Here is a 12,790-nt window from a genome sequence, read left to right as displayed (position 1 = left end):
TGACGCTGCTGCCGGTCGTCGTTGCGCTCGCGGTGATGAAAGCGCCTCCGCAGTTGCATCCACCGCATACGTTGAGGGCTATTCCCCTCCCGGGACAGATTGCGAATTGCGGAATGTCCACCAAAGCGCGAAAGAGTGGGAGACTGTCAAGGCGCCTCTGAAGCGTCGGGGACGCCCGCCGAATACGCAACAGCCGAAATCGGCGGCGATCGCGGCAGGGTCGCAGCATCTGTTCAAGCGCTGCTGCTCGTCGGAAAATGGCACGCCACCGCGTGCGCCGTCCGCGGCATCGCGGCAAGCTCCGGGCTCACGCTGCGGCAGCGCGGCTGCGCGATCGCGCAACGAGTGTGAAACCGACAACCGGGCGGCGGCGCATAGGGGCTCGGCAAGTCGCCCTTCAGCGGCGCCGCGCGCGGCCCGGCGGTGGCCGCATCGAGCCGGGGGATCGAGGCGAACAACGCCTGCGTGTAGGGATGCGCCGGGCTTGACCACAATTGTTCGCGCGTCGCGATCTCGACGATGCGGCCGAGATACATCACGGCGACGCGGTCGCTGATATATTCGACCACCGACAGATCGTGGCTGATGAAGAGGTAGGCGACACCCAATTGCTTCTGCAGGTCGACCAGCAGATTGAGGATCTGCGCCTGCACCGAGACGTCGAGCGCCGACACCGGCTCGTCGAGCACCAGCAGTTTCGGGTCGAGCGCCAGCGCGCGCGCGATGCCGATGCGCTGACGCTGGCCACCGGAGAACTGGTGCGGATACCTCGCGGCAGCATCGGGCGGCAGACCGACTTTGGCGAGCAGATCGGCGACGCGGTCGCGCCGCTCGGTGCGGCTGCCGATGCGATGAATGTTCAGCGGCTCAGCGATCAGCGCTCCAACGGTCCAGCGCGGGTCGAGCGAGGCGAGTGGATCCTGAAACACCATCTGCACGTCGCTACGATGTATCCTCAATTGTCTCCGCGACAATCGCGTCAGATCGACGCCGCCGAGCCGCACGCTGCCGGCCTCCAGCTCGACCAGCCTGGCGATCGCGCGACCGAGGGAGGTCTTGCCGCAGCCGGATTCGCCGACCAGTCCCAGCGTCTCCCCGGGCCGGATCGACAGCGAGACGCCATCGACCGCCCGCGTCGCGCCGCGCGCGCTGTGGAAGCGGACGGCGACGTCCTCGACCGCCAGCAGCGGTTCAAGATGCGCCGGCACCACCGGATGCGAACTCTGAAACACGCGATTCCTCGATTCTGAGACAGGCCACAGATCCCCCCGCGCCGACCGGGATCAACGGCGGCGCAGCGATACGGCAGGCGTCGATCGCCAGCGGACAACGTGGCGCGAAGCGGCAGCCGCGCGGCATCTCGCGCAGCGACGGCACCATCCCGGGAATTTCGGTGAGCCGCGCCCGAAAGCCGTTGTCAACACCGAGTCGCGGACGGGCCGCGATCAAACCGCGGGTGTAGGGATGCAGCGGCGTCCGCAACAGATCGGCGGTGGCGCGCTCCTCGACCTTGCAGCCGCCATACATCACCAACACACGATCGGCGTGCTCTGCCACCACACCGAGATCGTGGGTGATCAGCAATACGGCGGCGCCGGTCTCGCGCTTCAGTTCGTCGATCAGTTCGAGAATCTGCGCCTGGATGGTGACGTCGAGCGCGGTGGTCGGCTCGTCGGCCACCAACACCGACGGCGAACAGGCCAGTGCGATCGCGATCATCACGCGCTGCCGCATGCCGCCGGATAGCCGGTGCGGATAGTCGTCGAAACGGCGGCGCGGATCGGGAATCCGCACCCGATCGAGCAGCGCCACCGCCCGCTCGCGCGCGGCCGGACGGGAAATGCGCTCATGTTCGCGGATCGCCTCGACGATCTGCGCGCCGATGCTGAGCACCGGGTTCAGCGCCGTCATCGGCTCCTGAAAGATCATCGCGATGCGGTTGCCGCGCAGTCGCCGCATCGCTTCGCCGCGCAGCCCGAGGATGTCGCGGCCGTCGAGCCGGATTGCACGGCCTTCGAGCCGTCCCGGCGGGTTGACCAGGCCGAGCAGAGCCAGCGCGGTCAGCGACTTGCCGCATCCGGATTCGCCGACCAGCGCCAGCGTTTCGCCGCGTGCCAATTCAAAATCGAGACTGCTGACGGCGGTCAGGTCGCCGCCCCGATCGGCGAATTTGACGGTCAGCCCCTCGACCGACAATGCCGGTGCGTCGACCATTACCGCCGCTCCTGCTTCGGATCGATGGCGTCGTTCAGTCCGTCGCCGAGCAGGTTCAACGCCAGTACGGCGATCACGATGGCGATCCCGGGCAACGTCGCGATGTACCAGTCCGAGCGCAGCACCTCGCGCCCGGCTCCGACCATGCCGCCCCAGCTCACCACATTGGGGTCGCCGAGGCCGAGAAACGCCAGACTTGATTCAGTGAGGATCGCGGTTGCGACCATCACCGAGCCGGAGACAATGATCGGCGCCAACGTGTTCGGCAACAGGTGCAGAAAGATGATCCGCAGATCGGAGGCGCCGAGCGCGATCGTCGCCTGCACCATGTCGCCATGGCGCAGTTTCAGGATCTCGGCGCGCACCAGCCGCGCCAGGCTCGGCCAGGCGGTGACGCCGATGGCGCCGACGATGGTCGGAATCGTCGGCTGCAGGATCGCGACGATGGTCAGAGCGAACAGAAATTGCGGAATGGTCTGGAAAAACTCGGTGAACCGCATCAACGCCGCGTCGAGCTTGCCGCCGTAGTAACCCGCGATCGCACCGACGCCGACGCCGATCACAAGCGACACGGCGGTGGCGACGGCGCCGATCAGTAGCGACACCCGCGCGCCATGCGCGATGCCCGACGCCAGATCGCGACCGAGCATGTCGGTGCCAAGCCAGAACGCCGGATCGGCGCCGGGCCGCAGGAACGGCTGCCCCGCAAAATCCAGCGGATCGCCGGGAAAGATCTGGTCGGCAAATGCAGCCACGCCGATGATGACGCCGAGCAACAGCGCACCGACCAAGGCTGATGGCTGTCGCGCGGCCCGCACCAACAAGTGGCTGCGTCCCACGCGGGCTCGTGGCAAACCATTGGCGATATCGATCAGCGCCATCAGCCGAGCTCGATGCGCGGATCGAGCACGGTATACAGCAGATCGATCAGGATGTTGGCGATCACCACGACCACCGAGCTGCACAGCAGAATGCCGAGCAGCAAATTGAGATCGCGTTGAAACAGCGATTCGAAGGCCAGCCGGCCGAGCCCCGGCCACGAGAACACCGTCTCGACCAGGATCGCGCCGCCGAGCACCGAGCCGACCTGCACGCCGAGCATCGTCACCACCGGCAGTAGCGCGTTGCGCAAGACGTGCCGTCGGCCGATCCGGCCGGGCCGCACGCCCTTGGCCACCGCAGTGCGGACGAAATCCTGGCCCTGCACGTCGATCATCGCCGCCCGCATCAGCCGCGCATAGACCGCGAGGAAGAACAGCCCGAGTGTCGCCGCCGGCAGGATCAGATGCTGCGCAACGTCCGAGAAATAGGCAACGCCGCTATAGCCCTTCTCGATGCTCGCCATGCCGCCGACCGGCAGCCAATCGAGCCACACCGAGAACACCACGATCAGCATGATCCCGGTCCAGAACACCGGGGTGGCGTAGAACAACAGCGCGACCGTGGAAATCAGCGTATCGGCAGCGCGACCAGCGCTCCGCGCGGCGGCGACGCCGAGCGCCGATCCCGCCAGCAACGCGAAGCTGATCGCCGCCCCCATCAGCAGCAGCGTCGCCGGCAATCGCTGCACGATCAATTCGGCGACCAGCATGCCCTGGCGGAACGAGTAGCCGAGATTGAACGTCGCAAGGTTGCGCAAGTAAACCACGAACTGCATTGGCAGCGATTGATCGAGCCCGAATTGCTTGCGCAATGCGGCGAGATAGTCCGGGGTCGCCGCACCGGCCTCCCCGGCCAGCACCTGCGCCGCGTCGCCCGGCGCCAGATGCAGCAGGAAGAAGTTGATCACCGCGATGCCGAACACCACCAGCACGAGTTGCAGGCCCCTGCGCGCCAGATAACTCGCCGTTGTCGAGGTCATGGCTCAGCGGGTCCGTCAGTTCTGTGCCGGCGAAGTGTCGAACCAGGCATTCTTCAGCGACCCGTAGGAGTGATCGGCCTGCGACACCGCGCCCTTCAGTGCCGCCGCATGGATGGTGAAGAAGTGCAGTTCCAACAGCGGCAGGGTCGGCAGCTCGCGCAGCACGATCTGCTGGAAGCGGTTGAAGTCTTCGACGCGTTTGGCCGGATCGCCTTCGATCGCGGCGGCCTGAATGAGGCTGTCGACCTCGGCATTGCGATAGCCCGAGCCGTTGGTCCACGGTGTCTTGGTGCCGAGCCAGCCCGACCAATAGGCCCGCACCACGCCGATCTGCGGATCGGGGAACGCGCCATTCCACGAACTCGCAATATCGAAATCGCGATCGGCATAAACCCGCTTGATGAAGGCCGCGGAGTCCTGGCTGCGGATGTTGACCTCGATGCCGACCCGCTTCAGCGCCTGCTTCAGATACTCGCCGGTGCGCTTGTAGTCGTCGCCATAGGGCAAAAAGTCGTGGTTCAACGTGAAGCGTACCCCATCGTTGCCGCGCTTGAAACCGGCCTCGTCGAGCAGGGCTTCGGCCTTCTTCAGGTCGAACGGATATTGCGCCACGCTGGCATCGTGGAACGCGGTCAAGGTCGACGGCACCGGACTGACCGCCGGCTTGCCGTAACCGTACCAAACCACCTTGCCGATCGCCTCCTTGTCGATCGCATGAGCGATTGCCTGGCGCACCCGACTATCTTTCAGATAGGGATTGTCGACATTGAAGTCGAGATAGAGCAGCGGCGACAGCCAATCATAGCCGCGGGTGTCGACCTTGAGGCTCGGCAGCCTGGCCAGCCGCTCGACGTCGCGGAACGGTACCGCATTGAAGGCGGCGTATTGCACCGCGCCCTTCTCGATCGCGGCGGCGCGGGCGCCGGCGTCCGGAATCACCTTGAACACGATCTTGTCGAGATAAGGCTTGTTCGGCTCCCAGTAATCCGGGTTGCGTTCCAGGACGACATATTCGCCCCTCTTCCACTCTTTGAAGACGAAGGCGCCGGTACCGACTGGCTTGTTGTTGAAGGGATTGTTGAGGACGTCGGTGCCTTCATAGAGATGTTTCGGCAAGATCGGCGCGCCGACGCCGTTGATCACGCTGAGGATCGGCAGCGACGGCTTCGACAGATGCAGGATCACGGTCTGCTCGTCGGGCGTCTCGACGCTGGAGACGTTCTCGAAGATCGCCTTGTTGCGCGGATGAATGGTCTTCCAGACGTTCTCCAGGCTCCATTTGACGTCGGCCGCAGAGAACGGCTGGCCGTCGTGCCATTTCACGCCGCTGCGCAGCCTGAAGCTGATGGTCAGTCCATCGGGCGCGACCGACCAGCTCGTTGCCAAGGAGGGTTGCGGCTTCAGATCGAGGTCGTAATAAACCAGCCCGTCGAAAATATTGCCGGCGATCACCTGGGTCGGCTGCGCGGTGTTGGTGGCCGGCGTCAGCGTCACCGGCTCCGGCTGCACGATCGCGGTCAGCGTGCCGCCCGCCTTCGGCGACTCGGCGGCCAGCGATGGCGCGGTCGCCAGCGCGGCGACGGCGAGCGCGGCGAGCCAGGCGCGCGACTTTGAACCGATCGATGTCATGTCAGATATCCTTTCCTCGCGGCGATGAGACCGAGGATCAGCAGGAGCAACAGCAGATTATTCAACAGATGCATGTTCAGTTCTGCTTCGGCGCCTCGAACCAGAAGTCGCGGAAGCTGCCATAGACCTGGTCGCCACGGATCGTCAGGGTTTTCAGATTAGCAGCCTGCACCGTGAAAAATTTCAACTCGACCAGCGGCAGCGTCGGCAGATCGGTGAGCACGATTTTCTGAAACTCCTTGAAGAGCGCGATGCGTTTCTGCGGATCGGCTTCGCCCTGCACCTGGGAGATGATCTGATCGACCTGCGGACTGCTGTAGCCCGAGCCGTTGGTCCAGGGGATGTTCTTGCCGACCGAGGCCGACCAGTAGGCGCGGGTGACGCCGATCTGCGGATCGGAGAAGGCGGCAAACCAGGTGATCGATAGATCGAAGTCACGGTCGCCATAGACCCGCTTGGTGTAGGCTGCGGTGTCCTGGGTGCGGATGGTGACGTCGACGCCAACCCGCTTCAGCGCCTGCTTGACGTATTCCGAGGTGCGTTTGAAATCGTCGCCATAGGGAATGTAATCGATGAACAGCGTGAAGCGATTGCCGTCGGCGCCGCGCTTGAAGCCTGCCTCGTCGAGCAGCGCGTCTGCCGATTTCACGTCGAACGGATCGCTCGGCGCGCTGGCATCATGGAAGGCCGCCAGCGTCGAGGGGATCGGGCTGTTCGCCGGCTTGGCAAAGCCGTACCAGACCACATTGGCAATCGCCTTGCGATCGATCGCGCGGGCCAGCGCATGGCGCACCCGCACGTCCTTCAAGGGGCCGCGCTCGACGTTGAAATCGAGAAACAGGAACGGCGACAACCATTCGTATCCGGCGGTTTCGATCTTCAAAGAGGGAAGCTTGCCGAGACGCTCGGCGTCTTTCAGCGGCACCGGGCTCAGCGTGCCATACTGGATCTCGCCCTTCTCGAGGCCCGCGGAGCGCGCCGCGGCATCCGGCACCACCTTGTAGATCACCTTGTCGAGATAGGGCTTGCCCTTGTCCCAATAATTCGGATTCTTCTCGAGCAGGATGTACTCGCCCTTCTTCCATTCCTTGAACACGAACGGTCCGGTGCCGACCGGCTTGTTGTTGTAGGGGTTGTTGAGAATGTCGGTGCCTTCATAGAGATGCTTCGGCAGCACCTGCGCGCCGTTGGAGTTGATCGAGCTTAGGATCGCCACCGAGGGTTCGCTGAGCCGCAGGATCACCGTCGCCTCGTCGGGGGTCTCCACCGCGCTGACCTTTGCAAAGGTCGCCTGGTTGCGCGGATGAATGGTCTTCCAAACGTTTTCCAGCGTCCACTTCACGTCGGCGGAGGTGAACGGCTGGCCGTCGTGCCAGAGCACGCCCTTGCGCAGATGCAGCGTGAACGACAGCCCGTCCGCCGAGGTCTCCCAGCTTTCCGCCAGCGCCGGAACGGGCTTGAGATTGGTGTCGTAATCGACCAGGCCGTCGAATACATTGCCGCTGATCGTCCCGGTCGGCGCCGCGGTGTTGATCGCAGCGGTCAGGATCACCGGCTCCGGCTGGATGATTGCGGTCAGCGTTCCGCCGGGCTGCGGGGCTTCGGAGAATGCCGGCGCCGACAGCAGCAGCACCGCCGCCATCGCCGCGGCGGACGCCCAGCTACGCCACCGCGTGGCGTCGGACCGCGGCCTAAATCCAGTCGCGCGTTGCGCGGATCGCTCGTGCAGCATCCGTCCCCCGTGAGATTGATCGTGAAGATTTCAATCCAGGCGGCGCTTCGCTCGCCTAGAATACCTTTACGTATATCGAGGCGTGTTGCTGCAATGGTCAATTTCAAATTGACCGGGGTGTGGAGCACGATCGGCTCGCCGGCGAAAGCAACGCAGGCCATTTTTGTCAGAGCGATGCGAATGCGTGTACGACGAATGCAATCGCACCGACTGGTTGCGATGTGGAACAGCCGATCAGCGAGGCGGCTGGAGCAGCTACTTGCCGTTCTATTCCGCCGCAGCCTGTGCCACCTCAGGAACATCAACCTGCAGAATATCGTTGAACCGATTGAACGCCCCGCACAGCGCGATGCGCCAAGTCAATTCAACGATCTGCGGCTCCGTGAAATGCGCGCGCAATCGCGCGAAGATCTCGTCGCGGGTCCGGTTCCAATTGTTGGTCACGGTGATCGCATATTCGACCACCAATCTATCGACCTCGTTCAATTCGGGATGGTCCTGGTAGTCCAGCAGCCGCTCGGCGCCGGCCTCGGAGACGCCCTGGATCGCCAGCTTCGGCGTGTGATGCGAGACGCAATAGCTGCACTGGTTGAGCAACGACACCGTCACCAGCGCAAGTTCCAGATGCCGCTTCGCAATCACCCCGTCATCGGCTAACGCGACCAGCAGCGACCACATGTGCTGAAAGATCGGCGGACGATGCGCCATCGCGCCGGACTGGCTGGCGAAAGCGCCGTAACTTTCCATGCGGTCCCACAGCGGGTGCAGCGAGGCAGGCAAATCAGCCTTGGTCTTGATCGATACGCGCGACATATTCATTCCAATCGTTGGTCGTGTTGGAGATCGCAGATTGCGACATCATCTAATCACGAATTTCCGAGGCCGTCCCGGTTCGGCGTTTTCTTGGCGGCGGCGCCGCCGCCGGACCATCACCATTTGACTCGCCGACCATCGCGTCGCCGCGCTGCTCGCGTCTCGAGGCCATGCCAAAGGATCTATCAACGTCCGCGTGCAGGAGATCTGCCGTCGATGCACCGCCCGGCTCGTATCAGGCGCTGCGGCTGATCGCGGTGGTGTAAATGCGTTCGATCAGACCGAGCGCCCCGCGATAGCCGGCATAGCCACGCGACAGCACCACCTCGTAGGACGCCGGGAAGCCGACTTCGAGGATGAAGCCACGCAGCTCCTTGGCGAGATCGCGTTCCCAGGTGGTGCCGAAGATCAGCGGCGGCTTGCGACCGAAATCGACGGCGCGGATCGCGGCGTGGACGGCGTAGCTGTCCTCGGCGAAATGCGGTTCGATCGAGACGTCGTGATCAAGCGCCAGGAAAGCGGCGCGCACCGCATCGCGATGTTCGGCGGGCGTATTGTCGGTCACCACCACGCAGGCCGGCATCAGGCCGAGCTGACGCACCGCGAAGCTAGAGAGTGCAAGCGTGGTGGCGGCGTCTCCCACCGCGGCAAACCGCGCCGGCAGGCCCCAGCGATACTGCGAATAGAATTCCGAGAACGCCTCGATATAGCCGTAGTAGTCGCACTCCTCGGCTTCAATGAAGGCGGCTGTCTGCGCCTCGGGCAGGCCGGCATAGGCGGCCACCCGGCGAAGAAACCCGCTGGTCTGCCGGCCGCCGATCGGCGGCACCGGCTCATGCAGGAAGGGCTGGCCGTAGGTCTCTTGCAGATGCTGCGCCGTCGCCAGCCCGAGCCAGGGCGACAGCACGAGGTTGAACTGGGCGCGCGGGATGGCCCGCCATTCCGACACGCCGGCCGAGCCCGCCCCGAACAGCACGTTGACGCGCAGGCCGATGCCTTCGAGCAGCCGCTTCAGTTCGACCAGATCGCCGCGCCAGAACGGATCCTGATAGGGCAAAGCGGACCACAGATTGACCAGGCCGGCTTCGCGCGGCCCGCCATAGGGGCCGGCGAACTGGTCAATGATGGCGCGGGTGACCACCTCGTGGCCGAAATAGTTGTTACCACGGAATCCGCCGGTGCCGGCATGCACCAGCGGCGCGCCGCGGGCCTGGAATTCCTTCACCACCGCCGGCACGTCGTCGCCGATCAGATCGGGAATGCAGCCGGTGAGCACGACGAACAGATCGGCTTCCATCAGCTCCAGCGTGTGGGTGATCAGCTCGCGCAGCCGGTCCTCGCCACCGAAGATCACCTCGCGCTGGGTGGCGTTAGTGCTCGGCGCAACGCCAAGACCACCCCAGCCGCCGCCCTGATAGGCGTTGTTGAAAGCGAGCGCGCCGCATTGCTTGTCGGCGCAGCCCGGACCGCAATGGGTGATGGCAATGGCGCGGGGGATCGCCGCCACCGTCTGCATCGCGCCGAGCGCGCAGGCGTAGCGGACCTGCTCGATCGGGCCCTCCTCGGCGACGTCCGGAATGGCGGGCGCCCCGCCGGGGCGGCTGACCTTCAGCGGCGTGATGGCCATGATCAGCGGCTCTCGGCGGCCTGCGGCGCCGCCGCTTGGCGGGCCAGCAGATACGGGTCGGTCTGATCCAGCCACCACTGCTTGTAAGGCAGGCTGGTGTGGCCGGCGAGGTCCTGGTGGAATTTGCGTTGCGCCAGCGCGTCGACGATCTCCTCGCCGAGATCGATCATGCCCTGGTAGCCGATCGCGGTCGAGGCGTCGCCGAGTGCGATCGCCGGAACGCCGAGCCGCGAGGCCAGGCCGGCGAGCCCGCCGTGGCGGATGATGATGAAATCGGGATTGGACCGCTTCAGCAGATTGTAGAACTGGTAGGGCTGGCGGTTCGAGATGCTGAAATGCTCGACGTCTCCGTAGGCGTCGATCATGTGGCCGAGCGAGTCCTGGCGGGGATCATGGCTGTCGTAGACCGGGTCGTGATGGAACACCAGCGAGCCCGGCACCTCGATGCCGAGCTCGCGCAGCACGCCGATCACGCCATGGGCATAAGCAGCCCCCATCGCGACGTAGCCGCGCACGCCCTTCAGGCGTTCGCGCAGCCGCTCGATCTGCGTGCGGACGCGGGCATGCTCGCGGGCGATGTAGGCCTCGGCGCGCTCCTCGCGGCCGGTGACCTTGGCCAGCGCGCGCAGCCAGGCATCGGTGCCACTGAAGCCATAGGGCTGCGGCGCCTTGATTTCCTGCACGCCATATTGCTGCTCCAGCGCGGCGCCGAGATAGCCGCCGACCGAGTAGCAGAAGGTCGCCGAAGCAGCGGCCTCGGACGCGCGGGCGATTTCCTCGACCGAAGCGACGGTGAGGATGTTGTTGGCCTCCAGACCGAGCTCCGCCAGCATCGGCGTGAACACGTCGCTGCCCCACAGCACGATGATGTTGACGAGATTGTCCTGCCGCGGGCCGGGCTCGGGCTTCACCACGTGGCGCAGCACACCGTGCTGGATGGCGTCGAAGCCGGAGCTCCAGTGCTTGGACTTGAAGCCCTCGCAATACATCGCCACCACCGGCAGGCCGAGTTCCTGCTCGCATTCGCGCACCACGCTCTCGACATCGTCGCCGATGATGCCGGTGGCGCAGGAGGTGGCGACGAACACGGCCTTCGGCTGATGCCGCTGCGCGGCCGCGTGGATGGTGGCGCGCAGCTTCTCCGCGCCGCCATAGACCATGTCGCGTTCGACGAGGTTGCTCGACAGTCCGGTGACGTTGCGCGGGGCGAGCCCGCGCCGCAGCAGGCCGTTGCGGAAGAAGGCGTTGCTGTTGATGTGGCCGGCGGCGCAGCCGATCGGCGAGTGCTGCACCAGCACCGCATCGCGGACATTGCTGGCCTGGCTTTCGGCGATCTGCTCGCTGCAGGTCGAGCCTTGCGTGAACGGCGATTCCAATTCGCAGATGCGTTGGCCCTTGCCGCCGCAGCCGGGGCCGCAGCCGCCGCGCGAAAACGCCGATTCGGTGGCCAGCCGCGACGCCGGTCCATCCCAGGCGGTGATGGTACCGAGACGTTGTTCGCGGGTTTCGGCAGAAGGGCTGCGAAGGTTGATGGCCATGACGGTGCTGCTACCTACCCGGGCGTTTGACTATCATCTGACGCATCGCAAGAAAACACGCGGCTTTGCGCTGCGCAAGCGCGAACGACACAGGAGAAGCGACTTGGAAGTTTGCCGCTGGGATCGCGCGTCGTTGGAGAAATAAACCATCGTCGCCGCACCGACTTTGCTCAGGCCGCGGCGAGCGCAGCCGCCAGCAGGTCGACAATGTCGCGGGGATTCTCAAGACCGATCGAAAGGAGCAGGCGGTTCGCCGTAGCCGGCGCGGCGATCACCGCGCTGCGCACGCCGCCGTAGGTCGCCGCATCTTCGAACAACCACAGCGCCGTCTTGAAACGCGCCGCGGCCTGTGCATCGGCAAGATCGAAGGCGATCAGCGCCGCACCGGAGGCGAGCCCCGCGACCTTCGGATGCGAGGCCAGATAGGTGGCGACCTGTTGCGCATTGGCATGGTGGCGGCGCAGCCGCAACGGCAGCGTCTCGACACCTTGGATCAGCTGAAAGACCGCCAGCGGATTGATCGCGGCGCCCAGATCCCGCAACAGATGCGCGCGGGTGCGGGCGACGAACGGGCTGGCGTTCCACTGCTTCACCAGCTCCGTCCAGACCACGCCGTGATACGACCCGTCCGGCTCGATCAGCGTCGGCAGACGCGCCGCGTGCGCCTCCCATGAAAATCGACCGCCATCGATGATGAGGCCGCCGTCGGTGGTGCCGTGGCCGCCCAGATACTCCGCCGCGGAATAGATCACGACCGCGGCACCGAGCTCGAACGGCCGGCAGGACAATGGCAACGCAGTATTGTCGATGATCAGCGGCACGCCGAGCTGATCGGCGGTTTCGGCAACAGCCTTGATCGGGAACGGACGCAGCTCTGGCACACTCAGGCTCTCGGCGTAGTAGGCGCGCGTCCGCGCGTCGGTCAGCCGGCCGAACGCCCCGCCCTCTTCCGCGCTGGCGAGGCGCACCTCGACGCCGAGCTGACGCAGCGCGGTCGGCAGGCTCGCATTGCGTCCCTGTGTGATATCAGCCGAGACGACGACATTGTCGCCCGCGCGCGCGATATTGAGCACCGCGTAGAGCGCGGCAGCCTTGCCGGTCGCCAACGCCAGCGCTCCCACTCCGCCTTCGAGCGCCGCGATCCGCCGCTCCAGAAACTCGCGCGTCGGATTGACGGTGCGCGTATAGGTGTAGCCGAGTTCTTCCAGGCCGAAAATGCGCCGGGCGTGTTCGGTGTTCTGGAATTGATACGACGTGGTGAGGTAGATCGGCGGCACCACCGCGCCGGTCACCGGATCGGACCGGAACGAACCGCCATGCACGGCAATCGTCTCGAACTTGGCACCCTGTTGCGTGGTCATGAGGATGTCTTCCGC

Annotated in this window: 11 protein-coding genes; 1 reads left to right on the top strand and 10 read right to left on the bottom strand. The window is 65.1% G+C overall.

Features of this window, described 5'->3' with window-relative positions; translation table 11 throughout:
• Window positions 1–233: 233 nt before the first annotated feature.
• From VGC77_RS11195 to VGC77_RS11155, 9 genes are all read right to left on the bottom strand, one after another.
• The gene (locus VGC77_RS11195) at window positions 234–1,232 is read right to left on the bottom strand and encodes an ABC transporter ATP-binding protein (protein ID WP_414709645.1); all 999 of its coding nucleotides are present in this window, start codon (window positions 1,230–1,232) and stop codon (window positions 234–236) included.
• On the bottom strand, window positions 1,192–2,214 hold the full coding sequence (locus VGC77_RS11190) for an ABC transporter ATP-binding protein (RefSeq protein ID WP_331171640.1): 1,023 nt from the start codon (window positions 2,212–2,214) through the stop codon (window positions 1,192–1,194). Before VGC77_RS11190 ends, VGC77_RS11195 begins: the two co-directional genes overlap by 41 nt.
• On the bottom strand, window positions 2,214–3,095 hold the full coding sequence (locus tag VGC77_RS11185; RefSeq protein WP_331171639.1) for an ABC transporter permease: 882 nt from the start codon (window positions 3,093–3,095) through the stop codon (window positions 2,214–2,216). The genes VGC77_RS11190 and VGC77_RS11185 overlap by 1 nt, the downstream gene beginning before the upstream one ends.
• A complete protein-coding gene (locus tag VGC77_RS11180; protein WP_331171638.1) occupies window positions 3,095–4,075 on the bottom strand; it encodes an ABC transporter permease in 981 nt (326 codons plus the stop codon). Before VGC77_RS11180 ends, VGC77_RS11185 begins: the two co-directional genes overlap by 1 nt.
• A gap of 15 nt (window positions 4,076–4,090) precedes the next feature.
• Window positions 4,091–5,704, bottom strand: coding sequence for an ABC transporter substrate-binding protein (locus VGC77_RS11175; RefSeq protein WP_331171637.1), 1,614 nt, complete (start codon window positions 5,702–5,704; stop codon window positions 4,091–4,093).
• 76 nt (window positions 5,705–5,780) lie between these two features.
• On the bottom strand, window positions 5,781–7,346 hold the full coding sequence (locus tag VGC77_RS11170; protein WP_331171636.1) for an ABC transporter substrate-binding protein: 1,566 nt from the start codon (window positions 7,344–7,346) through the stop codon (window positions 5,781–5,783).
• Between the two features lie 357 nt (window positions 7,347–7,703).
• Window positions 7,704–8,249 (bottom strand): carboxymuconolactone decarboxylase family protein, encoded by a 546-nt coding sequence (locus tag VGC77_RS11165; protein ID WP_331171635.1) that lies wholly within the window; start codon window positions 8,247–8,249, stop codon window positions 7,704–7,706.
• A gap of 235 nt (window positions 8,250–8,484) precedes the next feature.
• A complete protein-coding gene (locus VGC77_RS11160) occupies window positions 8,485–9,876 on the bottom strand; it encodes a nitrogenase component 1 (protein ID WP_331171634.1) in 1,392 nt (463 codons plus the stop codon).
• Between the two features lie 2 nt (window positions 9,877–9,878).
• A complete protein-coding gene (locus VGC77_RS11155) occupies window positions 9,879–11,414 on the bottom strand; it encodes a nitrogenase component 1 (protein ID WP_331171633.1) in 1,536 nt (511 codons plus the stop codon).
• Between VGC77_RS11155 and VGC77_RS11150 the strand changes: the two genes are divergently transcribed.
• Window positions 11,413–11,559 carry a hypothetical protein gene (locus VGC77_RS11150; protein WP_331171632.1) on the top strand — a complete coding sequence of 49 codons (147 nt, stop codon included), beginning with the start codon at window positions 11,413–11,415 and terminating at the stop codon, window positions 11,557–11,559. The genes VGC77_RS11155 and VGC77_RS11150 overlap by 2 nt on opposite strands.
• Window positions 11,560–11,584: 25 nt before the next feature.
• Here the strand turns inward: VGC77_RS11150 and VGC77_RS11145 are convergent, their stop codons facing one another.
• Window positions 11,585–12,775 carry a PLP-dependent transferase gene (locus tag VGC77_RS11145; RefSeq protein WP_331171631.1) on the bottom strand — a complete coding sequence of 397 codons (1,191 nt, stop codon included), beginning with the start codon at window positions 12,773–12,775 and terminating at the stop codon, window positions 11,585–11,587.
• Window positions 12,776–12,790 lie beyond the last annotated feature (15 nt).

The organism is Rhodopseudomonas sp. (assembly GCF_036404135.1).
GTDB lineage: Bacteria > Pseudomonadota > Alphaproteobacteria > Rhizobiales > Xanthobacteraceae > Rhodopseudomonas_A.
This window is presented reverse-complemented; position numbering and strand designations above follow the sequence as displayed.